We start from the raw sequence: 22,219 nt of genomic DNA, 5'->3' as shown, positions 1-22,219 counted from the left end.
ACCATCTTTACACCTTATTTGGAATAGTTCTCAAAGCACCATTTTGCGATCCTTATGATCAGTGCTTCCGGTAAAGGCTGATCATAGGGGATCCGTATCGTGCCCTTGCTTACGTCATAATCGGAGAGTTCCTCCGTAAATACAGCTGTAGCCTCATCACCGGGATAAATGCCCAGATGTTTCTTTGATGCTGCGAAATGAATGATATTACGACCTTTCCAATAAGTGGGCATCGACCAGGATATCCGCTCCTCCGCGTCCGGCAGTGCATCACGAAGGATCTCCCGGATCTCCATTAATCTGGGCTTATATTTCTCATCCTGGGCAGCAATGTATTCATCAATATTCTGCGGTTTCACACAGTAATGGTCCTGGTTTTGTCTGCTGAACTCTCTGCCGCATTTCGGACATTTCCATGCCATGGCTTCACCTCTTCAAATCTCGATTCTTAATTTCACTGCCTTTAATTATACAGAATCCTTAGTCTTCACGAAATACCCTGGATCCGTCCAGCCATCTATGTCCCTCCTCTCCGTTCCACTTCGGTCGGCGCAAAGCCGATGTCCACTGGACATCGTGCGCCCTGATTTTGGGTAAAAGAAAAGAGCCGATTTCTCGACTCTCTCATTTCAGATATTAATCTTATTAAATTCAGTATTTCAAAAGATCCTCTGTTGTATTTGTCACTCCCAGAAGTTTTACCCCTTTTGGAGTAAACTTCAGATCAACATTCCAGCACTCCACGCCTTTTCCAAGCGCCTCACGCATCACCGCTGATACTTCTTCAAAATTTGTGCTGTGAAGATGCGGCTTTATTTCAGTAGGCTCATACTGATGCACTGTCAGCAGGATTGCCCTCTCATGATCTTTAAGTGACATTGAATACCGGCACCTGTTCTGTAGAAAAATGAACAGAATAAAGATGAGACTCCCCGCGATCTCATGGAACAACTCTCCTATCAGAGAATATGCCATAAGCAGGGACATCATGACCGTCATAGAGATATCAATTATGATCCTGATCTTCTTTTTCAAACAGCTCACTCCTCTAATATCCCAGTCCTGCTATCCATTCGCTGACTTTTTTCCTTACACTCTCCTGATCTTTCTGACAGTCGTTTCCTCTTATGGCAAGTCCGTCTGAAACCGTTGCATCCGGGCATGCTGATGAGAGCTTCTTATCAAAGCCTGACAGTCCCGATCCTTCATGCGTAGAGAACGGGACCAATGTTTTGCCTGCAAGACCGTCTGCGTTATTTTCAAAGAAAGTGTACATGATCATCGGCCAGTCGCCCCACCAGACAGGCGCACCAATAAATATGGTGAAATACTGTGACAGATCAGGTACCTCCCCTGCATATGCAGGTCTGGCATTATCGTTCTGTTCCTGCTTTGCTCGTTTGCAACTGAATTATCCTGTTTTGCACCATCTTCTACACGGTTATCTGCGCTTCCACATGCGCTAAGACTTATTACCATAAGCGCTGTAAGAAACAGACTTAAGATTCTCACTTTTTTCTTCATATCATTATGCCTTTTCAAAATCAGGTTTCCATCCTGCAAACTGGACCAGCTGCTCATCTGTCCTGTGATAATATCTCTCATTCTTATCAAGTTTAGCGATCTTTCTCACCTCTTCGTCTGTCAGCTTAAAATCGAGAATGTTGAGATTATCCTTAATATGATCCACATTCTTGCTTCCGGGGATCACCACAAATCCCATCTGTGTATGCCAGCGGAGAATGATCTGCGCAGGAGTTTTTCCGTACTTCTTTCCAAGTTCGGCAAAAACCGGCTCATTTATCAGGCTCTTATCGCCGTGTCCTAACGGATACCAGCTCATAAGCTTGATCCCATACTTATCAAGAGTCTTTCGCAGTTCCTTCTGGGTAAAATAAGGATGCGCCTCCACCTGGATAAACTGCGGTGCGATTTCCCACTTCGTCTCAAGTTCTTCGATATACTTTCCTTCAAAGTTAGAGATACCGATGCTCTTTGCCTTGCCTTCCTTATAAGCCTTCTCAATCAGTCTGTATCCTGCGAGCCAGTTGCCGGCCGGCTGATGGATATAAAGAAGATCTACGTAGTCTACCCCAAGGCGTTCCAGAGTCTCATCCACAGCATTTGGATTTTCATATTCACTGGGCCAGAGTTTGGTGGAAAGAAAGATCTCATCTCTCTTTACTCCGCTATCCTTCACGCCTCTTCCAACAGCCCGCTCGTTTACATATGCATTGGCAGTATCAATTAGGCGATATCCCATCTTAAGTGCTTCTCTTACACTATTCTCTGCATCGACAGGCGAAAGCATAAAGGTTCCGATCCCGACTGCGGGACATTCCAGTTTATTATTAAGTGTTACATATTCCATTGCATAATCCTCCATTCATTAATATGTTGACGCCTTTGAACTCGTCAATTTCCATGTTCCATTTTCTTTTCTTAAGGTAAAATCTCCCTGCAGTCTCCAGCTTCCCTTTCCTCCACCATAAACCTCTGCGATCACTGTGCTGCATCCGATCATCCTTGCTGTATCTCCATCTATCATGTATTTCCAATAGAGCCTGTATAATTCTCTGATCTGTTCTTCCTCATTCATCGGCTCATTCCCTCTGCTCAGATGGATCCTGCATCCTTCTTCTTAAAGCAGTCCGTTTGCTGCAAACCATTTTTTTACGGCATCTTTGGAATCTGCGGCTTTTGAACCCGTGATCGCAAGACCACTCTTTACTGTTGCACCTTTAGCACATTTCTTTATATCACTCTCACTGGAACCCATACCGCTTCCCTCATTTGTGCAAAGCGGAAGGATGATCTTTCCTGTAAAGTCATATCTCTCAAGGAAAGTTGCGACTGCCATCGGGAAGGTCCCCCAGTAGTTCGGGTAGCCAAGTACTATGGTGTCATACTCATCAATACTATCAAGATAATTTGTAAGCTCAGGTCGTGCATTGTTCTGCTTGTCTTTCTTTGCTTCATCGATGCAGGACATGTATACCGGTGAATATGGATCCTTCATCTCGATCTTGAATGTATCCGCGTCGATCAGCTCTTTCATAAGACCTGCAACGATCTCTGTATTTCCGACCTTTACGTATCTCATTGCTCCGCCGAAATAGTTTTCATCCGCTCTTGAAAAGAATGTAATCAATGTTTTTGCCATCTTAATCTCCTCCGTTTATCTACAGGTGTTTACATTTATTTTTGTTTCTATGACTTGATTATCACGCAAAACACTTGAATAATCCAATTCAAATATCCTATAATTGATTTAATTTTTAAATAGCTGACTTTCAAGGAGATTTATCGATGACAACCAAACAGATAGATTACTGCATAGAACTGGCTCATACCCTTAACTTCAGCCGGGCGGCTGAGAACACATTTGTAAGTCAGCCAACATTTTCTTATCAGCTAAAGCTTTTGGAGGATGAGGTAGGCTTTAAGATATTTGAAAGAAACGGCAAAGGAGCCACACTCACTCCGGCCGGGGCGCAGTTCGTAACCTATCTTTCCGGTATGCGTGAGGATATGAAACGCGCCATCGAACAGGGACAGAATTTCAGTGCCAGATACAGGGACAACATAACTGTTTCCATGATGGTCAGACAAGCCATATACTTTCTGCCCGAAGCTATCCGCATATTTGAAAAGGAGCAACCCGGTGTCCAGGTTACTCCTCTGTTTCAGTACGATAACGGTGTGGAAAGCTTTTTAAATGATGAGTCCGACATCCTCTTTGCACTTATAGAACAGACTAAACATATCCCGGGAATCAACATCCACAAACTCTTTGATTCTGGTATCTACCTTATTACCGATAAAAACGATCCTCTGGCTAAAAAGAACATCATCACGGATGAAGACATCTACGGACGCACCCTCATGGTAGGCGGCGGCTCTCCGAACGCTTTACGATCCGTCCAGCAAAAACTAATCTCCTCCGGGAAGATCGAGTATTTTAACAGTCCCGATCACGACTCTACTCTTGTAAATGTCGCATCCGGCAAAGGTATCTGCCTTGCTCCCGGATTCTTAAACGACCATAGCGGACAATTTGCGTGGATCCCTTATGACTGCAGGGAATGTTTTCACTGCGTCCTATGCACCCACAAGACGGATAGTCGTGAGAGCCTTGCCTCATTTATCAAGACGCTTCAAAAGCTGTACAAAGATGCAGTGGCTTTTCCGCTTTAACGTTCCGATATAACGCGCTTCCACTTATGACTCATTAACCAACTTTCCAGTCATATGTTCAGGTACAAACTCCAGGCATTGAACACGCGGTAATGCGTTCTTTAGCTCCTTTTCCAGATATTCTTCATCATCGGTAAACTTTCTGACCAAAGCTGTGCATATTTCTCGCGCCTTTTCTTCATCTTCTACAAGGCCGATCTTGCCAAAAGTGATAACGCTCTTTATATTAAGAGCCCAGTCACCTTCTTTACGATAGCCTTCATCATAAACGCAGTAGCTGGCCTTATCACACGCTTTGATGGAGTCAATCTTATGTCCCTCTTTGGCTCCGTGAAAATAGATTTTCCCATCATCTTCGCAGTACCAGTGATCTATAGGAAGTCCGTATGGGTACCCATCATCACCTATCAATGAAAGTACGCCCCTCTTAGTATTCTTCAGTATTTCTATACACTCTGAATCAGAAATCTGTTGATTAAATCTTCTCATTTTTCTAAACATGGTAAACCTCACTCTTTCGCTAAAATCTTAAGTCCAGCAATTCCAACTACAATCAGAATAACACATATTGTGGCAGTTGTTTCAGCGCTATCGAAAGAAAAACTGCACTGGCTATATATCCTACGCCGGTAATGATCGAAGGTATCAGCAATGAGAAACCGTTCGACATCTTCATGGTTACAGCCCACGTAATCTCAAGAGCACCTGCAATAAACAAATAAATCCACTTCATAGAAACCTCCATATAATAAAATACGCCATTTCCTTACCTGCTAAGACCTAACGGTAAAGAAATGACGTCAATCCCACTACTCGGTAGCAATGGGCGTCTGTTTATTTTGTTTCATCAACTATACTTGGTAACAAGCTATTTTGTCAATAATACTGTAATTGATGCTGTTTTATTTCCATAGCTTTTACCTATTACCTTGAATGCTTTTTTCATGTATATCTCCCTTGAATGTTATCATTTTTGTTTCCAACGCCCACAACCAATGAGCCAGGCTGCAAATGCCAATATGCTAATGATCATCAATCCAAAACTATAGGGCATCCAAACAAACATGAACCTGTAGCTAATATGCGAGATTATAGGAATCAAAATCAGCAAGGTCAAAATAAATAATCCACCGCATATGCATAATTTCTTTCTTTTATATTGCAGCAATAACGCGATGTACAAAATCAAAAGTATTCCCATTACAAATAAGAAGTCTTGAAGCTCGTGACCTGACACACAAAGTCCAATCTTTGCATTCATTCCCATGTGCATCCCAAAAATGCCGTCAGCTATTCTTGTGGCGATATCACCGGCAGAAGCAGATAAGACAAAAACCCCAAGATCACGCTCTCTCGAAATAATGACCTGCGTACTGTAATTAGGATTGTTTCCCCCATGGTGTACAGTCTCCGGATATAGATTCCAACCTACATAGTAATTGTTCGTGTCTGTTATCGGAAAAGAGCCAAAATCAATATTTCCCCTGACATATCTCATCCATTTGACCAGATCAGTAGTATCCGACACAAGGTAACCCGCTGCAGTATTTCCATAATAAGTTGGAGCATCATATTTCCATGTTCTAAAAAAGCCTGCCTTACGCCCAGCAAAAATACGCTGTCTGTCAGAATCGGTAATCCTGAAAAATGACTCATTCATTCCTACATCTTTAAGAACAGTCTCGGTAATATAATCCTCATATTTTTGCCCAGTAACCTTCTCGATAATAAGTGCAAGCACATCATAATTGATTGTTGCGTATTCATGAACTTCGCCGGGTGCGTGAGCAAGTTTAACATCAGCGATTTTTCTAACTGTCTCCTCTATGGTTATCTCACCTTCGCTGCCCTCCGGGATAAGTGATATTGTCCACACCGGAATCCCGCTTGAATGATCCATAAGATGTCTGACTGTGACTACAGCATCGGAGCCTTTATACTGTGGTCTGAACCAGTCTATATAGTCTGTGACAGGCGAATCCGAATCAATCAAACCTTCTTCCTCAAGATTAAGGATTCCAAGCCCTGTGAATGCTTTTGTTGTAGACCCCAATTCAAAAAGCGTATGCTCATCCACAGTTTTCCCATCAATGTCACAATGTTCCAGAAATACATCTTCATCGCCGTCAATTATTCCTACAGCAACAGCCCTGTTATGTGTCATACTGCAAATTCTGTTTATATATTCCTGTTCATTTTGCTGGGTATATTCTTTTGAATCGTAATGTAAAATAAAAAAGATAGCCGTCGTAGCTAACATAATTATCAGAAGTATTCTTCTGAGTATTATTTTGATTCTTTTCATATATTTTCTCAATTTAATGTATCGAACAGATCCTCATCTTCTTGTTTATCGTTAGAACGCCCCACGCCTTTCTATTTGCCGGAGATGCCGGCGGAATGAATACGCCCTCTCTTATTACGCTGCTCTCTACCCTGCCAAGGTTCGTGATGCAATGGCCGTCACGCTTTTCATAGCCGAACATCTTGCTGCCGACAAATCTGCCGGCTTTGCTATCAAAGCTTCCAAGAGTCGATATAGCTATGGCATCGAGAAGCTCCGGATCCATATTGAAATAGCACGAGAGAACGAGCATCTCTCTATCGGGCTTACTGATGATGTTCCTGACTTCATGATCTACGGCTTTGGCGAGTTCCATGATCTCAGAACTTCTCTTCTTAACCACCACTCCAAATGCAGTAGCATAATTTCCAAGAGCACCTTCTTTATAGTTTTTAATCTTATTCCTTATGTCGGAAGCTATGATCACCTTATCTGTACCCTCATCGATCATCATCTTGGCGATAAGATAGTCGTTGAGCGATACGCCATTTCCCCTGCATAAATCAAGGAGCGTATCAAGCTCTTCTCCGTCTACATTCTTTATCTCGCGCTTTATATCCTGCTTTGAATCATATTCACGCTCAAACTTAAGGTACTCATCGTAGCTAACCTTATGAGCTTCTTTACGCCACTTTTTATTGGAATTCTCTATCAGCATCTTGCTGATAAGCCCAAGGTCACTGCCGCTTGGAAGATCATCAAGACTTTCCATAAGCTTCTCGAAGGCGTATTGCGGCCGAGCACCGTTCGAATAATAATCCGCAAACTCCTGCACCAACTGGAGAAGTCCTCTTCCATCGCAAAGAAGATGATGAGTTATAAAAAGAACCCTCGCTCCGCTCTCAGAAGGATAAGCAAAGACCTTGAGCAGTGCCTCCTTTTGAACGTTCCACCCGGCTGTAGATACCGCATCATAATCGGTCTGCCAGTTCTCGCCTGCCTCTTTTATGGTTACCGGAATCTCAAGTTCCGGATGCTCCTCATAATATATCCCGGAACTTCCCTGCTCCTCTGCTATCAGACTTGTCATAAGCGGATGAGCTGATTTAAGAACACCTATACCCTCGATGATCCTGTTCGCATCAAACCCCGCCCCAATCTCTGCCATGATGCCAAAATGCATATTCGGACACATATAGTGCGCCCTTTCCGTATATAAGTATTTCCTATCTGCCATGAGTCTGTCTTTCCTCTTATTAAAAATTCATTTCCAGTTCCAGGCAATCCCAGGTTTCGCCGTTTATCTCATAGGTATCGGTATCCGGAAGATCTTTAAATCCAACTGCTTTGTAACAATAATATGCCGGCTCGTTGTTCTTAAATACACCCAAAGACACCTTTTTTGCACCATATATTTCTTTTGCAAAAACAAGCCCCAGCTGAAGCATCCTTTTGCCATAGCCTTTGCCTCTGATTTCAGGATTTACAATTACAAAACCAAACCTTAATTCATCATGAGACTTACTCGGCCTTCTCATTGTGAAAAAACCGACTATCTCATCATCGTCTACTGCCGTAAATGCCATCAGATTGCTTACTTCATTAAACTGTTTCGCTGTAAGAGGGAAGCTTCCAAGTACTCCTGCTGTCCACTTGTAAAATGCAGTTTCATCACTTGTCCAACTTAAAATTGTTTCCGCATCATTTTTATTATATGGTCTTAGTCTTAGCATGCATTTTTCCTCCATTCCAATCCTCATAGACATATAAGTGCCATAACGGAGCATGAATATCAGGCCACACAAATCTCCAATGGGCCATGTTTTCCCATTCGCTGTCAATATAACCCATTTTTCATTCTCCTCTCATTCACCCTGCTTTTGCCGGTTCCAGATCAGAGTGCTCCACGGTAAGATTTTTGAGCCAGCGCTCTTTTTTCAGCCAAAGATGGAATATTCCAATCTTTACAATGTCCAGGATTTTTACACAAAGATACATCTGCACGGGACCGATATTAGTGTATCTGCCGAGCAAAAGCAGCATGGGCAGCATTACCATTATCGTTATTCCGGCATCTGCATAGGCGCCCATCTTTGTATCGCCGCCTGCTCTTGCAACTGCCTGCTGAGCGTTAATGAATACCCATACAGGCATGAAGAACGACATAAGTATTACCATGTTTCTGGAAATTGTAATTGCGTTGGGACTAAGCCTTACATAAACAATCGGTACAATAAACGTAGTTGCAAAACCCACAAAAGTCATGGCAAATCCAAAAACAGCAGAACCTGACAAAAGCCATGTCTTTTCCCTGCGTGCCTTATTTAGATTGCCCTCGCCGAGTGTCTTGCCGATTATGACACTTGTTGCTGAGTATATTCCGCTAAATGCAACAAAGAAAAGATTGCCTATTGCAAAGCTTGAAGCCATTCCGGAAACCACATCTGCGCCGCCCCTACCATTGTAGATAGCTGTAGTTAAGGTCTCCGAAAGAACCCAGGTCATCTCGCAGAACAGCATCAAAGCGCCCTTTTTAAATATATCTCTAAATATACTACCATCAATTCTAAAGTCTCTGCCAACATTAACAGCAAACTCCGGACTGGCCTTAAAATATATAATAGCAAAAATTATAAACTCCAGGGTCCTTGCAATTACTGTGGCAAGAGCTGCTCCTCTTACTCCAAGTGCAGGAAATCCCAAGTGGCCATAAATAAGCAGGTAGTTGAGCACTGTGTTTGTGAGCGTTGCTATAACGGTCACGACAAGTGGGGTCTTCACTTTTCCCATATCTCTAAGTGAACTTGCAATACATACTGAAAGTGTCATCGGAGCTCCGATAAGTGACATAATCCTGATGTACTTTACAGCTTCATCAAGAATGAGCTCTGCCTGCGTATTTCCAATTAACATAAGAGAAAGTATTTCTCTGGGATATACCAGGCAAACCAAAAAGTACGGAATCATTGCCGCGAAGCTGATTATCACCTTAAAAAGAAAGGCCTGTTGCATTCCGGATTTGTCCTTCGCGCCAAAGAACTGAGTCAGGAAAATGCCTCCTGCCATGCTAATTGTGCTGACAAATACCATGAAAATAAAAAGTACCTGTCCGGCAACATTAACTCCTGACATGGATATATCGCCAAGTCCCGATACCATAAAATTATCTATCAGTGAAACCATGCTCTGTATGAGCTGCTGAAGCATTATCGGCACAGCTATAGCAAGAGCACTTATATAAAATTTTAAACTTCCAAATACTTTATTCTTTTCCCTCATTTTCTTATACCTCTTTAAATGAATATCTCATACCGGAAATATACAGCCAAAATAGAAACAGCCCCATCATTACACTGATTTGGGGCTGTTCTGCACTTATTTAATTTTCAAAAACAGTTTTATTATCTTACCTGCAACTGCGCAAATGAGACATAGTGTTTAACATCGAATTCTTCTATCAATGTCTGAAATTTGCATAGTTTTGGTTTCTCCGTTTTTATTTATACTGCATCCTCTTTAAGGGCTTCTATGATGTTGTCATCCTTGATCTTACTGATGCTGAGAGCCATACTGAGTCCCAGAATACCAAATACTGCGATCGTTGTGACAACGTACATAAGAATATCCGGATTGAAGGTGTGCAGCCTTGTGTCGAAAGTTGTAAACATAAGGTAGCTCAGCAAAAGAGATATACTAATTCCCCAAACAAGTGCCTTAATTCCGTAAAGAAGCGTTTCAAGCCTTATCATCTTCTTAAAGCCACTGTTTTCAAGGCCTACTGATTTGTACATTGCAAACTCTTTTCTCCTAAGGAGCACTCCTGTTGAGATCGTGTTCACAATATTTGCGATAGCGATCAGTGTAAGAAGAATTGTGAACCCATACATAGCGGTCTTAAGCATAAGTGTGATGGTATCCATAGCCTTTACTGCATCTGTAAGGTCTCCGCAGTAATAGCTGTGATATCCATCGCTTTCCAAAAGTGCGTAAATTCTGTCATGAACCACTTCATGATCAGCTGTTTCAACCCCCAGATCCATAGTGAGCTTATCTTCCGGCAGTACTTCTTTTGCCTTCTCATAATACATGGAAACAGGTACAAATGCAGCGATGTTGCCCTTAGGTGATAGATCAAAGGTCTTGTTATTTTCATCATATCTTACAAAAGCTGCAATCTCTATTGCAGGTGGATACCCCTGCACCTTGTCGTAATGAAGAACTTGTCCTAAGATTCCATCATTAAAGACTTCACTGGATTTCTTTTCCCTGAAATAATCGTTAAGCAAAACGCCCTTCAGAGTATCACCGTAGTATTCATTTTTGTCCAGCCCATTGTCTTCAAGGATCTTGTTAAAGTCTTCATCATCAACTATGACAACATCCATTCCGCTAAAATACAGATCTGCAAATCCGGGCAAAAGAAACTTCGAATCAGCAATATCAGTATTGGCCAGTTCTATCTGTGACTCAGGAGCTTTTTTAAACCTAAACTGGATCATGCTGGCGCTGTAAACATCATCTACGTCTTCCATCTCGCTTATGGCGCTTCGGAGTCTGTCACTTTCGGAAAACGAGCAGGATGCTACAAGCTGGTATGGAATGTTAATCTCATAATCATTGGCTCTTGCTATGGAATTGCAGAAATAGTTTATTGTGAGGAACAGGATCACTGAAACTGCAATAGTAGCGGTAATGACTTTTCCCTTCACACCATTTCTTTTTATGTTCTTATAAGCAAGCTCTCCTTCATATCCGAAGATTTTACGGATAATAGGATTTACACGAAGGCTCTTTGCTTTTACTTTTACCACATTGCTCTGCCTCAGCGCATCAATAGGCATAACCTTGGCTGCTCTGATAGCCGGAACAAAAGTTGAAATAAGAATAGTAAGTGCTGCAAAAAACACGATTGCTGCGATTACAGACGGTTCACAAACAACAGGTATGCTTCCTCTGAGTCCCTCTGCCCCTACAAACATGTCAGCTTCAAGGATCTTGCTTCCAAGGACTGACAGCGTGATCTTTGTTCCCAGATAGCCAAACAGTAGTCCCAAAGGAATACCGATCATTCCAAGAACAAATCCCTCATAGTATATCGAAAATCTCTTTTGCTTAGCTGTAGCTCCAACGCTGGCCAGCATCCCAAGGTATCTCATTCTCTCTGTGAGGGACATGCCTATGGAATTGAAGATCAGGATGACTGATGTGGCAATAACAATAGCAAGGGCAACAGCCATCATTACGAAAAATGATCTGTATGCACCGCCACTTCCCTCAAAAGCGAAACAGCTAAGGAGATACTCTGTGTTGTAATCGCACTTTGCTATTTCATAATCTGAGGCGATGCTCTTTAGCTGCTTAAGTGCAGTGTGATTGCAATTTTTCAGAGTGATAATTACCTGCGTCTTATCTTTTTCAGGGAAAAAGCCTTCATCTAAGCCGCGGAGAATGTCCCAGCTCCCGGTAGGTCTATTCCCGTGAAGAATTGCAGTCACTGTGCAGGTCTCGGTTGAAAGAGCTTTGAACTGTTCATCTGATCTGTAATTCCCACCAAGGTATATGAGCCCTTCCAGTTCATCGTATGTATATCTGTAGCCCTGTTCAAATGTAAGGGTATCACCAATCTTCAGGTTCTCCAGACCATTGTCGATCAGAAACTGCTCCTCAATTGCTATCTCTGAAGAGTTCTTTGGAAGCTGTCCATCATAGTCAGTTACCACCCTCATAGTCATATAGTCATAATCTGCATGCATGGTATTTCCTACGCAGAAGCGCTCATCCTTACCACTTAGTAGCCTTACTCCGGTTACTGTTTCCTCTATATCGCAGAGTCCTACGCTATCAATTCTGTCGTCCTCTTTAAGCTCATTGAATTGCTGCTGCGTGATCTCACTGAACTGGGCATGTGCATTTCCATCCGACTGTATGGATATAAATCCAAAAAACTTAAAGAAAGAAAATACGCCCAGTACGATAGCGCTTATAAGAGCTGTGGATGCGGCTATTCCAAGTATCGTTACTATTGATCTCTTTTTGTTTCCAATAAGATGTCTTAATGTGAGTGTTGATACAATATTCATGATGCCATCACCCCTTCCTGCTTACTGTCGCGGGTGATCTGTCCATCCTCAATTGTAATTACTCTGTCTGCAGAAAGAGCGATCCTTTCATCATGAGTAATAATGATAACCGTCTGATTGTTTTCCTTATTGAACTTACGTAGAAGAGCTATGATTTCCTTACTGTTCTCAGAATCGAGGTTACCTGTAGGCTCATCTGCAAGAAGCAGAGCCGGATGATTCATTAGTGCCCTTCCTATTGATACTCTCTGCTGCTGACCACCGGAGAGCTGATTGGGAAGATGTGATAATCTCTCTTTTAATCCAAGCTTCTCTACCAGGTCACTCAGCAGCTTCTTATCAGGCTTTTTCCCATCCAGCAAAATCGGAAGCGTCATGTTTTCTTCCACATTCAGGATTGGGATAAGATTGTAAAACTGATAGATAAGTCCGATGTTCCTTCTTCTAAAAATTGCCAGCTTGGTCTCATCAAGCTTTCCAATATCTGTTCCTGCGATATTACAGGTTCCTGATGTAGGTACGTCTACTCCGCCAAGGATATGAAGCAGCGTTGATTTACCTGAACCGGAAGGTCCCACTATTGCTACAAACTCTCCCTGTTCTATATCAAAAGAGACGTTCTTAAGCGCATCAACTCTTGTCTCTCCTGTTCCATATACTTTGCAAAGGTTTCTGATTTCCAAAATGTTCATTTCTTTTGTCTCCCTTCTCATTCATTTGTTGCTCATGAGAATAGGTTATTATTTTCAACTTACAATCAAGTGACTTTTTGATTACAGTTTTGTAATATTCCGAGTCTTGTCTCTTAAATAATCGTCTTATAGAATCTCACAGAGAACCTTGTTCCCTCGCCTTCAGTACTATCCACTATGATATCTCCGTGCTGACCGGTAATAATAGTTTTGGCTAGAGCAAGACCTATACCTACACTGTCTTTTCCTGCATTTTTTCCTTTATAGAATCTTTCAAAAATATGAGGAAGATCCTCTTCTGCTATTCCACAGCCGGAATCTTCAATGGATATTTCCTTGTAAATATTTGTGTCATTTACATTTATTGATAGTGCACCTCCGTCATCCATATGTTCAATGCAGTTTTTCACAATATTCTGAAGAGCTTCTACTGTCCAATTTATATCACACTTAATATCAATGCCGTTCGCAGGTGGATTATCATATCTTGAATCAGCTGAATATTTGCATAAATAGCTGATATTCTTAAGTTCCATCTGAATCTCAAAAGGCTTTATTACTTCCTGAATCAGAGCCTCTGCTTTTACTTCTTCCGGTTTCATGGTGACCGTGCCTGCATCAATCTTGGACAACTTCAAAAGTGTTTGAATAAGCCAGTTCATTCTGTTCAGCTGATTAGACTGTGTCTGCAAAAACTGCACTCGCTTTTCCTTATCATCCTCTGTCTTAAGAAGATCATTCATGACGATCATGGATGTCAGCGGAGTCTTAAGCTGATGACTGATATCTGCTATTGCACCCGCCAGAGCCACCTTATCTTTTGATAAAAGTTCTTTCTGATAATTCAAGGTTGAGGTGGCTTTATAGATGTTCGTCTTAAGAAGAGACAATTCACCCTCTTCCTGATCTAGTATGCCCGGAGCTTCATCTCCTGCAAGCACATTTACAAGATATGAATTAAGAGCATCTATATCGTCGTATCTGCGTTTGGTCAAAATGGTAAAAACGCATAGTAATCCAAATCCCAATAACATCAATAAAATAAATGCGGCTATGCCACAAATCACATATCCGCATACGGAAGCAGCAACTGTAAGTATAGCTGCTGCAATTATCAAAATTTTAAAATCTTTGTTTTTTAACATTCCACAATCCCCAGTCCATCTATTCCAGTTACTTTTTTGTTAAATGTCTAAAATGCACTTCTTTTCCTACTTCTCCACAATATATCCAAGTCCTCTGACTGTTTTTATAACCTGAGGATTTGTCGGATCTTTTTCAATCTTATCCCTTAGTCTTTTTATATAAACAGTAAGCGTATTATCATTTACAAAATCTCCGCTCACATCCCACATATCCTCAAGGAGCTGGCTTCTGGACATTACATTTCCTCTGTTGTTGCAGAAAGCAAGAAGAAGCCTGTATTCCAAAGCTGTAAGCTCGACCGTTTCCTCTTTTCCTGAAGACTCATCAAGCACACCAACCTTTGCTTCGTTTGTATGAATGCGAACATTTTTTATCTCAAGGATTCCGTTCTCCTCAGAGCCGGAAGAAGCCGCACTTTTTCTGCTCCTTCTAAGGACAGTCCTGATTCTGGCCATAAGCTCATTAATCCTGAAGGGCTTACACACATAATCATCTGCCCCCATCTCCAGGCCCATGACAACGTTTACTTCAGCATCACTTGCTGTCAAAAAGATTACCGGTGTATCTTCCTTTTCTTTGATATATTTGCAGACATCATACCCATTTCCATCCGGAAGATTGATATCCAAAATGCACATATCAAAATTGTTTGTTTTCCATGTTTTTAGCGCATCTGCCTTAGTTCTCACATGGATAACTTCATAGCCCTCTTTTTCCAGGGAATACTTTAGCCCCATTCCTATGGCATCATCATCTTCCAACAAAAACAGCTTCATTCTCATATACTCCTTTGTTTACTCCCGAAGCAGTATTATTCATTCTTCAACAAACATCCCCGGCGAAGGATTCATAATTTGCCTGTCATACATGCACTTAGCACAGCTATCACTGAATTTCATTATTGGTCTCCACTTTAATCCTTGCAAGATATATGCAATAGACTACCGCAACAACAATGGTAGTTACAATATAAATCTGATCCACAAGTGCGTTGTCTGCTCCAAACAATGAAAAAGCATCTATCATTGAATGAGCTATTATGCACGGCCATAGACTTCCGCTCTTATAAAAAACAAACGTAAGAATAAATCCCCAGGCAACAGCAAAGATCACCTGCAGGATAGTTTCAAAGCTTGTCTGTCCTGCAAACAGGTTAATAATGTGCCCCATACCAAATGTCAGTGCAGAAACAATTATAGCAACGGATGTCCTTTCCTCTGACAGCATTGCTTTAAAAAGAAATCCTCTAAATATCATCTCTTCCACGAATCCAACTAAAATCATGGACAGTACTGCGAAAACCATCTCTATTCCGCGGTAGGAAAGTGCAAAGCCATCCCATAGATTCCCGGTTGCCAGTATCCACATAGGGATAAAGAACAGAAATCTTCCGATGTCTCTTGGCCATGAGGCTATTCCACACTCTTTTTCAAGGTGATTCATCTTTACAAAAAGAGTAATTCCCACTGCAAAGGCATTTATGCCAAGAAGCATTGCTATGCTCTGATAGCCGAAATTCCCTTTTAGATTGGTCATAACTACGCAGTACAGAACAATCCACAATACAGCAAACCATACCCTATTCTTCTCATAAAATTTTCTCATTGCTACTCCTTTTCAATCAAATAGCTGTCCCGTTTTTGCCTCACCGGCTAAACAGCCTTTGTTATAACTATTATTATATGCTCAGAAAAGAAAGTCATTACTATGTTTCACTAATAATGCACTGTTTTTCACTGATTTATCATGAATAGATAAGCTCATTTACCTCAATATGAGGATTTCTTCTTCCACCGGGCAAAGTGATATTTTCATTCTGTTTTCTCCTTATATGTTTAGTTCTAAACTGTATAGCTGCTATACTCATTTGCTATAAAAAATGTGGTGACTAAAAAGCCACTCACATTTTATCCAGCGCTTCGTCAAATGCTTTTAGAAACTGCTTCATGCTCTCCAACGTTTCCTCCGGTATCTGATCAAGCATTTTCTCATACATAGTACCCATATTTTCATGGAGCTTTCGATGCTCGCTTCTCGCTTTTTTCCCTTTCTTTGTAAGGTAAAGGCTCACAGCTGCATCCGAATCCGGAGACACTCTCTTCTCTACAAGTCCCTTATCCACAAGCTTATAAATCATCTGAGATGCAGCCCCCTTGGTGATGCCACGCATCTTAGCCAGTTGAGTGATACCTATTCCTTCGTAGTCTCCGACTATAGCTATAGTGTGGATCTCAGGCTGTGTCAGGATTATATCCTTGCAGTATACTTGCGGTTTTTTCTCAAACTGATTGTACTTATGGATGATACGTTCCATTAACCAGGCTAATTCCTTATAGTCCTTCATATAGCGGTCCCCTTATGGTGTCGTGTTTTTTATTCAATAATTGTACCATAATGGTCGCAACAATAAACGCCAAGATATGACTTAGCAGGAACGCAAACCAGATGCCATGAAGTCCAAAGACACTTCTTAAAATGACCGCCGCCGGTATTCTGATTACTACATAGTAGAGAACGAGAAGCACCATCGCCATTGAGGGATTCCCAAGTCCGGTAAGATATCCCTGTATGCAGCTTGTAAGCATATATAACACATAGCCAATGCTTATTATCTTAAAGAACACAGCTACGACTTCTGCTGTACCACGACCCTGCCCGAAAAGAGCTGTGAGCTGTCCGGAAAAGATAATTACCAAAACGCTGATTGCTGCAATAAGGCTGCCTCCAAGAACAAGCCCCGCCTTAAGATAATCTCCTGCCCTGTCATATCGCTTAGCTCCGACGCATTGTCCAACTATGGCTGTTATAGCCATGCACATTCCTGTTGTAGGCATGGACATGATAAGCTCAAGATTCCTGGCAACTCCGAATCCTGCTATTGCATCGATTCCAAAGGGTGTGATACTGTAGATCATTGTAAGTGTCATCGCTGCAAACAGCGGCATAAACATTTTCATCAGTGACTTGTATGTTTTTCCATTTATAAAGTCTATTTTGCTGTTCATCGTTTTTCTCTCCTTTGCTTCGTTACGAGTAGAGCCATATTATGTATAGTTTATATACTGTATAGTAACTATACTCTATAGATGAGAAAAAAACTTGGTTTACACTTGTTTAGTCTATTTTTACACTGATTTTATCTTATCGCTATCTGTTTTGATTCAGATCTTAACCATCTCTCAGAAGTTTTTTTGCCTTGGCGCACCACTTAAGATACGCCTCGTAGGTGTCAATTCCAAAAGTCACTGTTAGATAATAGAAAATGTGATCCTCTTCATCCAGCACTTTTTCCAGATTATCTTTATACATGTTTAGTACTGTCAGGTTGCGCTTAACATCCTCCTCAAAAATTTGGATATTCCTGATTGCAAGACTCCTATCTGCAGCCCCACCAAAATATAGTTTCAAGAGAGTTTCATATCGAAGTTCATTGGAAGTCTGCTCCTCCTGTAGCCATGTCTGAAGAGCCTTGATTCCCTGCTTGGTGATATGATAAGGTATTTTCTCCCTGCCCCCGGTCTTAGAGTTCTTCTTTTTTGAAACAAGTCCTTCTTTCTCCATTGCAGTCAGCGCGGGATAGATATTTCCAAAGCTGCCTTTCCAGAAAAAGCCTATCGCTCCATCCAGCCTCTTTTTAATATCATATCCGGTAAGGTCTTCGTGGGATAAAAGACCTAATATTACAACATCTATCTTCCTGTCTTTTGCCATGTCTTTTCTCCTGATTTTTTTCGTGACGATTTACTTCAAAAGCAGTTATTACCTCTAAGAGCAATTATTTCCAAAGCAGCTTATATTTCAGAACTGCTTTAGGGCACTCGTCAACACAGGCGCCGCACTGAATACACTCGCTGCATTTGGCATTCTTTCCCTCTGCCACAAGTTTTTTGACATCAAGTCCCATAGGGCAAGCTCTGCTGCACTTTCCACAGGAAATGCATTTGTCCTTGTCTGCTTCAATATGGAGCTGTGGCAGATGCAGGAATCTGCCTATACTGCTGCCTATCACCATAAATGGCGCCATCCAACAGATGTAATGGCAGGCTGCTCTTCTGCCATGGATCAGCGCAGGCAACAGTAATAAAAATATAACGCCGTAATAAATAACATAGTTGTATATGCTTGCAATTGATATGCCATGATCCGTCATGTAGAAAGGGTTAATGGTCACATCATTCTTCCCCATCACAAATGTAGCAATCACTGTACATATCCAGATAATCCATATCACATATTTGATTTTATCACGTTTCCCCTGTTTTGCAGGCTTATCATTTATCCGCTGCGCGCATTCCTGAAGCCCTCCCGCGGGGCATAGATATCCGCACCAGACTCTTCCGAAAAACATTGAAAAAATAAGCATCGCTACAAACACAATGAAGCTGCCGTTTATAATATGTTCCATCGCCGCATTTATGATTATGTAGGGCGAGAAATACCACATTGTAATCGGGAAAAGAAGTAGTGATATTAGTAGAGTCGTTTTTCTTATTCTTTGTCGCATGACTGTAATCTCCTTTTGATTTGCACTAATAGATATATCCAAATGATATATCTAATTGATATATTAGATTTATTATCATTTTATGTCAACAAAGAAAAAACAGACCCTATTCACTTATTTGGGTCTGTTTTACACTGATTTATGTGCTCTTACTTTTTCCTTTACATCAGCAATTACCACGATAATAAAGTCTATATTTTATGCCATAATTTCAAGTAATACTCTTTGCGGCATACTATTTTAGCCGCAATTTTCTGCCTCTATTTCTATTTTGAGAATTTGCAGCAGTCGCTTTGGGAATTATATGACTACCGTTTTCTCTATTTCTCTAATTTGTAGCAGTCGCTTTATGTCTATATCCCACTGCCGCATATTTTTCTTTTCTAATTTGTGGCAGAAGATATATTCCAAAAACAACTGCTGCAATCAACCATTTTCATATTTGTAGAAGGCATTGTATCCAAATTTCAACTGCCCCTATTCTCATTTTCTTCTCTTGTAGCAGTAAAATCTTCTCCAAATATTATGTTTCTATCACTAAAGCTAACCTTTATTGCCCAAGAACATAAAACTGAAATATAAACCTATACAGTACATTCTATAGCCGGCAAAACCTTTTGTTCTATGAATTCCACTCTGTCAAAGATCCTGGGCTTAAATGTGCCTGTCATTCCCACAGATACATTTTTTTCTTTGTTTACATAGATGATATTCCCGCTGTCACCAATAGCAGCATAAACCTCTCTGTCATCATATGGCTTGTACCATAAGTAGCCGTAGTTCATGTAACCAAATCGCTCACCCAGCTTAATGTGAGGTGCCAGCATGTCTTCTAAGTATTCTTCAGAGATTATTCTTTTCCCGTTATACAGGCCTCTATCAAGAACCATCGCGCCGATAACGGCCATATCTTTTGCTGACATACATAATCCCCAGCCTGCGGTAACGCTGCCCTGAGGATCAGAGTACCACTCGTATTTTCTGGGATTCTTGTTCATAAAAAAATCAAACTGATCTTCTTTGGAACTGTCTCCGTGCGGTATTCGCTTTGGAAGTCCCAGCGGCTCAAACAGGTTTCTGTTGGCAAAATCAATGCATTTCTCTCCGGATGCTCTCTCAATTATTCCTGCCAGGATCTGAATGCCAAGCGTCGCATACTTGAACTCTCCGGTAATTCCCTTACGTCCTCCAAGATAATCAAGTATAGCAAGCGTAAAGTCCTGTGAAGTACACACCTTCTTCCAGGGCTCTGACTTACCTTTATACGGAGCTGTCATTGTTAGCAGATGCCTTATGGTAACATCGTAGATAGTTTTCTCTCCTCGCTTTACAGTATAATCCGGGAAAAAATCCATCACCTTCTGATCCAGGCTCTTGATATAGCCCGCATCCAGTGCAATTCCGGCAAGCAGCCCCATCACACCTTTGGTCACAGAGTTTACATTCATCGCATCCAGAGTCTTAAACCCATGCCAACAATCGTCATATACTTTATCACCATCTTTTATCGCAAAAATCTGACAGATGTTGCTCTCATTACCGGTGCTCCCTGAAATGTATGTGTATAGTTGTTCTTTATTCACTATAAAAGCCTCCTCTTAGAAAGATTTGGACGTCCTAAGAAAAGGCTAATATGATTAAAAATTGTTTTCAAGAAAAATCTTAAAAAGTTTTTTATGTCAGATATAACTCAGCCAAATATACCCATACTCATATCAACGCACCCATGCATAACCGTTGCTCCAAAGATATTTCCATAACGTCTGTAAAGCCATGTACACACGTAGTGCCATAAAAGTTGAAATGGCGCACTTGCAATAAACTCAGGCCAGTATTCCACAAACGACATTCCTCTTGCAGCCATCTGAAATGGATAATGCATTAAAACAAACAAAAGCCCGGCTACTAAAATAGTGATCCACTCCCGCTTAAAAACAGGAAACAGCCTTGGCTGAATAAATCCTCTGAAAGAGATTTCTTCGCTAAATCCTATAATAACGAAGAAGTAGAAAATGTAATATGCAATCTGACTGACCGTCAAAAACTCCGCATGTGCGATAATCCCCGGAATAATTGAAATAGCCAGTAACACAGCCATTCCCAATATGAATGAAACAATGAGCGACTTTTTAAGGTTCCTTGCACTCAGGCCGGTCTTTGACAAATTGCGAAAGCAAAGAACTACCGGCAGTAATATAAAGGCCAGATTGACAATAGTTACGTAATACGCACCACTTTGATAATAGATTTTCCCAACAATATAGTAAACAATCATAAAGATTGCATAGAATGCTATGGCTAACAAAGTATCGCCGATAGTATAGGATTCAAGCTGGTTTTTGTACTCCTCATCTGCCACGAAAAAATTATCCAAAACCTTATTCATATTGATCTCCTGCCGTACTTCTGAATGTGAAAACCGTCCCACTAATGTTGCGTAATCATTATGCGTGTGTTATTGCCTGAAGCATGTATTCTTGATCTCGGTTTTCTTCGAAGAACTTTCCTTTTACAAAAAATGTTGTATCTTCCTCATGAAGTTCACTCTTCTCAAAGCCGCTGACATCCTTTGGAGTAAAGCAAAGGACAACCTTTTTTACCTGAGAGCCAAATGAAGTAATAACCTCATCAACCGATCCTTCGCCAATAATTGTATGAAGAATCAGCGTATCATCCTCTAATTCCGCAACTGCGTAGCTGTCACAGTCCTCAATATAGAACAGGTTCTCCGTCATAAACTGCGACAGATAGAACATGTATAATCCGGTATTCCCGATCATATACAGCTCTGCATTCTGGCTCCTGGTGTCGAGAATTCGAACAGCCTTGTCAAAATCATCCTTCCCATTCAGAGCAATCATCTTGGCTTTATTTTCTCCTATTATACTTACTTCTTTTGAATACTGATATTCCTTTGCCTCATGAAAGCCAAATCTAGGGTAAAAATTCAGAACAGAGTCATTGGCAAAAAGATAGATTCCGTCTACCTTTTCTTCATAATCCTTCATAACCTCTTCCATCAGCATTCGGGCATAGCCCTTTCCCCTGTGATCAGGGTCAGTCATAATTGTTCCGAGCTGAATCAGTTTCACGGTTTTGCCCTTATAATTCATGTTGCAGGCATTTACTGAAACATTGGATACTACCTCTCCGTCATTCACAATAGAATACGGAATATAATTATCCTGCCAAAAACCGTTTTGATACCAGTTTTCAAAATTAAGACCAAAAGTCTTTTCCGCAAGTTTATTGAACGATGCTCTAAGAGCCTCGTTATTTCTGTAATTCTTTTCTATACAAACACTCATATTATTTC

General features: G+C 41.1%; 27 protein-coding genes. 1 reads left to right on the top strand and 26 read right to left on the bottom strand.

Annotated elements, in window-relative coordinates; translation table 11 throughout:
• Positions 1 to 14: 14 nt before the first annotated feature.
• From G630_RS0113460 to G630_RS0113430, 7 genes are all read right to left on the bottom strand, one after another.
• On the bottom strand, positions 15 to 422 hold the full coding sequence (locus G630_RS0113460) for an iron chaperone (RefSeq protein ID WP_022762558.1): 408 nt from the start codon (positions 420 to 422) through the stop codon (positions 15 to 17).
• A gap of 229 nt (positions 423 to 651) precedes the next feature.
• Complete coding sequence (locus tag G630_RS0113455) at positions 652 to 1,035, bottom strand: hypothetical protein (RefSeq protein WP_026498885.1); 384 nt, start codon at positions 1,033 to 1,035, stop codon at positions 652 to 654.
• A gap of 13 nt (positions 1,036 to 1,048) precedes the next feature.
• A complete protein-coding gene (locus G630_RS21920; protein ID WP_081667942.1) occupies positions 1,049 to 1,339 on the bottom strand; it encodes a flavodoxin in 291 nt (96 codons plus the stop codon).
• Complete coding sequence (locus tag G630_RS23720; RefSeq protein ID WP_139176441.1) at positions 1,279 to 1,524, bottom strand: hypothetical protein; 246 nt, start codon at positions 1,522 to 1,524, stop codon at positions 1,279 to 1,281. The genes G630_RS21920 and G630_RS23720 overlap by 61 nt, the downstream gene beginning before the upstream one ends.
• Before the next feature lie 4 nt (positions 1,525 to 1,528).
• Entirely contained in the window at positions 1,529 to 2,371 is an 843-nt protein-coding gene (locus tag G630_RS0113440; RefSeq protein ID WP_026498884.1) for an aldo/keto reductase, read from the bottom strand.
• A gap of 18 nt (positions 2,372 to 2,389) precedes the next feature.
• Positions 2,390 to 2,599 carry a hypothetical protein gene (locus tag G630_RS21915; protein ID WP_022762553.1) on the bottom strand — a complete coding sequence of 70 codons (210 nt, stop codon included), beginning with the start codon at positions 2,597 to 2,599 and terminating at the stop codon, positions 2,390 to 2,392.
• A gap of 42 nt (positions 2,600 to 2,641) precedes the next feature.
• Positions 2,642 to 3,163: a flavodoxin gene (locus G630_RS0113430; RefSeq protein WP_026498883.1), complete on the bottom strand. Its 522-nt coding sequence runs from the start codon at positions 3,161 to 3,163 to the stop codon at positions 2,642 to 2,644.
• 146 nt (positions 3,164 to 3,309) lie between these two features.
• On the opposite strand from G630_RS0113430, the gene G630_RS0113425 reads away from it, so the two are divergent.
• Positions 3,310 to 4,197 carry a LysR family transcriptional regulator gene (locus tag G630_RS0113425; protein ID WP_026498882.1) on the top strand — a complete coding sequence of 296 codons (888 nt, stop codon included), beginning with the start codon at positions 3,310 to 3,312 and terminating at the stop codon, positions 4,195 to 4,197.
• Between the two features lie 24 nt (positions 4,198 to 4,221).
• Here the strand turns inward: G630_RS0113425 and G630_RS0113420 are convergent, their stop codons facing one another.
• The 19 genes from G630_RS0113420 to G630_RS0113325 form a co-directional block, all read right to left on the bottom strand.
• Positions 4,222 to 4,698, bottom strand: a complete 477-nt coding sequence (locus G630_RS0113420) for a pyridoxamine 5'-phosphate oxidase family protein (protein ID WP_026498881.1) — start codon at positions 4,696 to 4,698, stop codon at positions 4,222 to 4,224.
• A 52-nt stretch (positions 4,699 to 4,750) separates the two neighbouring features.
• Positions 4,751 to 4,930, bottom strand: a complete 180-nt coding sequence (locus tag G630_RS21910) for a DMT family transporter (RefSeq protein WP_049946215.1) — start codon at positions 4,928 to 4,930, stop codon at positions 4,751 to 4,753.
• A gap of 234 nt (positions 4,931 to 5,164) precedes the next feature.
• The gene (locus tag G630_RS0113410; RefSeq protein ID WP_026498880.1) at positions 5,165 to 6,502 is read right to left on the bottom strand and encodes a serine hydrolase domain-containing protein; all 1,338 of its coding nucleotides are present in this window, start codon (positions 6,500 to 6,502) and stop codon (positions 5,165 to 5,167) included.
• A 13-nt stretch (positions 6,503 to 6,515) separates the two neighbouring features.
• The gene (locus G630_RS0113405; RefSeq protein ID WP_196805796.1) at positions 6,516 to 7,649 is read right to left on the bottom strand and encodes a hypothetical protein; all 1,134 of its coding nucleotides are present in this window, start codon (positions 7,647 to 7,649) and stop codon (positions 6,516 to 6,518) included.
• Positions 7,650 to 7,737: 88 nt separating this feature from the next.
• Positions 7,738 to 8,214, bottom strand: coding sequence for a GNAT family N-acetyltransferase (locus tag G630_RS0113400; RefSeq protein ID WP_022762546.1), 477 nt, complete (start codon positions 8,212 to 8,214; stop codon positions 7,738 to 7,740).
• Positions 8,192 to 8,332: a hypothetical protein gene (locus G630_RS24740; RefSeq protein WP_155831989.1), complete on the bottom strand. Its 141-nt coding sequence runs from the start codon at positions 8,330 to 8,332 to the stop codon at positions 8,192 to 8,194. The genes G630_RS0113400 and G630_RS24740 overlap by 23 nt, the downstream gene beginning before the upstream one ends.
• 18 nt (positions 8,333 to 8,350) lie before the next feature.
• A complete protein-coding gene (locus G630_RS21905) occupies positions 8,351 to 9,760 on the bottom strand; it encodes an MATE family efflux transporter (RefSeq protein WP_044959342.1) in 1,410 nt (469 codons plus the stop codon).
• A gap of 221 nt (positions 9,761 to 9,981) precedes the next feature.
• Positions 9,982 to 12,561: an ABC transporter permease gene (locus G630_RS0113385; protein ID WP_026498878.1), complete on the bottom strand. Its 2,580-nt coding sequence runs from the start codon at positions 12,559 to 12,561 to the stop codon at positions 9,982 to 9,984.
• Entirely contained in the window at positions 12,558 to 13,253 is a 696-nt protein-coding gene (locus G630_RS0113380; protein WP_026498877.1) for an ABC transporter ATP-binding protein, read from the bottom strand. The genes G630_RS0113385 and G630_RS0113380 overlap by 4 nt, the downstream gene beginning before the upstream one ends.
• Positions 13,254 to 13,366: 113 nt before the next feature.
• Positions 13,367 to 14,398 carry a sensor histidine kinase gene (locus G630_RS0113375; protein WP_026498876.1) on the bottom strand — a complete coding sequence of 344 codons (1,032 nt, stop codon included), beginning with the start codon at positions 14,396 to 14,398 and terminating at the stop codon, positions 13,367 to 13,369.
• A 66-nt stretch (positions 14,399 to 14,464) separates the two neighbouring features.
• Positions 14,465 to 15,175: a response regulator transcription factor gene (locus G630_RS0113370; RefSeq protein WP_026498875.1), complete on the bottom strand. Its 711-nt coding sequence runs from the start codon at positions 15,173 to 15,175 to the stop codon at positions 14,465 to 14,467.
• Between the two features lie 109 nt (positions 15,176 to 15,284).
• Positions 15,285 to 16,004 carry a CPBP family intramembrane glutamic endopeptidase gene (locus tag G630_RS0113360; protein WP_026498874.1) on the bottom strand — a complete coding sequence of 240 codons (720 nt, stop codon included), beginning with the start codon at positions 16,002 to 16,004 and terminating at the stop codon, positions 15,285 to 15,287.
• Between the two features lie 295 nt (positions 16,005 to 16,299).
• Positions 16,300 to 16,743 (bottom strand): MarR family winged helix-turn-helix transcriptional regulator, encoded by a 444-nt coding sequence (locus G630_RS21900; RefSeq protein WP_022762539.1) that lies wholly within the window; start codon positions 16,741 to 16,743, stop codon positions 16,300 to 16,302.
• Complete coding sequence (locus G630_RS21895) at positions 16,730 to 17,404, bottom strand: MATE family efflux transporter (RefSeq protein ID WP_049946214.1); 675 nt, start codon at positions 17,402 to 17,404, stop codon at positions 16,730 to 16,732. The genes G630_RS21900 and G630_RS21895 overlap by 14 nt, the downstream gene beginning before the upstream one ends.
• Positions 17,405 to 17,567: 163 nt before the next feature.
• Positions 17,568 to 18,110, bottom strand: a complete 543-nt coding sequence (locus G630_RS0113345; protein ID WP_026498873.1) for a PadR family transcriptional regulator — start codon at positions 18,108 to 18,110, stop codon at positions 17,568 to 17,570.
• 64 nt (positions 18,111 to 18,174) lie between these two features.
• Positions 18,175 to 18,903 carry a 4Fe-4S binding protein gene (locus G630_RS0113340; RefSeq protein ID WP_044959340.1) on the bottom strand — a complete coding sequence of 243 codons (729 nt, stop codon included), beginning with the start codon at positions 18,901 to 18,903 and terminating at the stop codon, positions 18,175 to 18,177.
• A gap of 584 nt (positions 18,904 to 19,487) precedes the next feature.
• Entirely contained in the window at positions 19,488 to 20,486 is a 999-nt protein-coding gene (locus tag G630_RS0113335; protein WP_026498871.1) for a serine hydrolase domain-containing protein, read from the bottom strand.
• A gap of 107 nt (positions 20,487 to 20,593) precedes the next feature.
• Entirely contained in the window at positions 20,594 to 21,289 is a 696-nt protein-coding gene (locus G630_RS0113330; RefSeq protein ID WP_022762535.1) for a CPBP family intramembrane glutamic endopeptidase, read from the bottom strand.
• Between the two features lie 58 nt (positions 21,290 to 21,347).
• On the bottom strand, positions 21,348 to 22,211 hold the full coding sequence (locus tag G630_RS0113325) for a GNAT family N-acetyltransferase (protein ID WP_026498870.1): 864 nt from the start codon (positions 22,209 to 22,211) through the stop codon (positions 21,348 to 21,350).
• Positions 22,212 to 22,219: the final 8 nt, after the last annotated feature.

It is taken from the genome of Butyrivibrio sp. WCD2001, assembly GCF_000424485.1.
GTDB lineage: Bacteria > Bacillota > Clostridia > Lachnospirales > Lachnospiraceae > Butyrivibrio.
This window is presented reverse-complemented; position numbering and strand designations above follow the sequence as displayed.

What these genes read in the sequence shown, in the direction of transcription:
- G630_RS0113460 (WP_022762558.1), bottom strand. Translation starts at nt 422, where the DNA reads ATGGCATGGAAATGTCCGAAATGCGGCAGAGAGTTCAGCAGACAAAAC.
- G630_RS23720 (WP_139176441.1), bottom strand. Translation starts at nt 1,524, where the DNA reads ATGAAGAAAAAAGTGAGAATCTTAAGTCTGTTTCTTACAGCGCTTATG.
- G630_RS0113440 (WP_026498884.1), bottom strand. Translation starts at nt 2,371, where the DNA reads ATGGAATATGTAACACTTAATAATAAACTGGAATGTCCCGCAGTCGGG.
- G630_RS21915 (WP_022762553.1), bottom strand. Translation starts at nt 2,599, where the DNA reads ATGAATGAGGAAGAACAGATCAGAGAATTATACAGGCTCTATTGGAAA.
- G630_RS0113430 (WP_026498883.1), bottom strand. Translation starts at nt 3,163, where the DNA reads ATGGCAAAAACATTGATTACATTCTTTTCAAGAGCGGATGAAAACTAT.
- G630_RS0113425 (WP_026498882.1), top strand. Translation starts at nt 3,310, where the DNA reads ATGACAACCAAACAGATAGATTACTGCATAGAACTGGCTCATACCCTT.
- G630_RS0113420 (WP_026498881.1), bottom strand. Translation starts at nt 4,698, where the DNA reads ATGTTTAGAAAAATGAGAAGATTTAATCAACAGATTTCTGATTCAGAG.
- G630_RS21910 (WP_049946215.1), bottom strand. Translation starts at nt 4,930, where the DNA reads ATGAAGTGGATTTATTTGTTTATTGCAGGTGCTCTTGAGATTACGTGG.
- G630_RS0113410 (WP_026498880.1), bottom strand. Translation starts at nt 6,502, where the DNA reads ATGAAAAGAATCAAAATAATACTCAGAAGAATACTTCTGATAATTATG.
- G630_RS0113405 (WP_196805796.1), bottom strand. Translation starts at nt 7,649, where the DNA reads ATGGCAGAGATTGGGGCGGGGTTTGATGCGAACAGGATCATCGAGGGT.
- G630_RS0113400 (WP_022762546.1), bottom strand. Translation starts at nt 8,214, where the DNA reads ATGCTAAGACTAAGACCATATAATAAAAATGATGCGGAAACAATTTTA.
- G630_RS24740 (WP_155831989.1), bottom strand. Translation starts at nt 8,332, where the DNA reads ATGGGTTATATTGACAGCGAATGGGAAAACATGGCCCATTGGAGATTT.
- G630_RS21905 (WP_044959342.1), bottom strand. Translation starts at nt 9,760, where the DNA reads ATGAGGGAAAAGAATAAAGTATTTGGAAGTTTAAAATTTTATATAAGT.
- G630_RS0113385 (WP_026498878.1), bottom strand. Translation starts at nt 12,561, where the DNA reads ATGAATATTGTATCAACACTCACATTAAGACATCTTATTGGAAACAAA.
- G630_RS0113380 (WP_026498877.1), bottom strand. Translation starts at nt 13,253, where the DNA reads ATGAACATTTTGGAAATCAGAAACCTTTGCAAAGTATATGGAACAGGA.
- G630_RS0113375 (WP_026498876.1), bottom strand. Translation starts at nt 14,398, where the DNA reads ATGTTAAAAAACAAAGATTTTAAAATTTTGATAATTGCAGCAGCTATA.
- G630_RS0113370 (WP_026498875.1), bottom strand. Translation starts at nt 15,175, where the DNA reads ATGAAGCTGTTTTTGTTGGAAGATGATGATGCCATAGGAATGGGGCTA.
- G630_RS0113360 (WP_026498874.1), bottom strand. Translation starts at nt 16,004, where the DNA reads ATGAGAAAATTTTATGAGAAGAATAGGGTATGGTTTGCTGTATTGTGG.
- G630_RS21900 (WP_022762539.1), bottom strand. Translation starts at nt 16,743, where the DNA reads ATGAAGGACTATAAGGAATTAGCCTGGTTAATGGAACGTATCATCCAT.
- G630_RS21895 (WP_049946214.1), bottom strand. Translation starts at nt 17,404, where the DNA reads ATGAACAGCAAAATAGACTTTATAAATGGAAAAACATACAAGTCACTG.
- G630_RS0113345 (WP_026498873.1), bottom strand. Translation starts at nt 18,110, where the DNA reads ATGGCAAAAGACAGGAAGATAGATGTTGTAATATTAGGTCTTTTATCC.
- G630_RS0113340 (WP_044959340.1), bottom strand. Translation starts at nt 18,903, where the DNA reads ATGCGACAAAGAATAAGAAAAACGACTCTACTAATATCACTACTTCTT.
- G630_RS0113330 (WP_022762535.1), bottom strand. Translation starts at nt 21,289, where the DNA reads ATGAATAAGGTTTTGGATAATTTTTTCGTGGCAGATGAGGAGTACAAA.
- G630_RS0113325 (WP_026498870.1), bottom strand. Translation starts at nt 22,211, where the DNA reads ATGAGTGTTTGTATAGAAAAGAATTACAGAAATAACGAGGCTCTTAGA.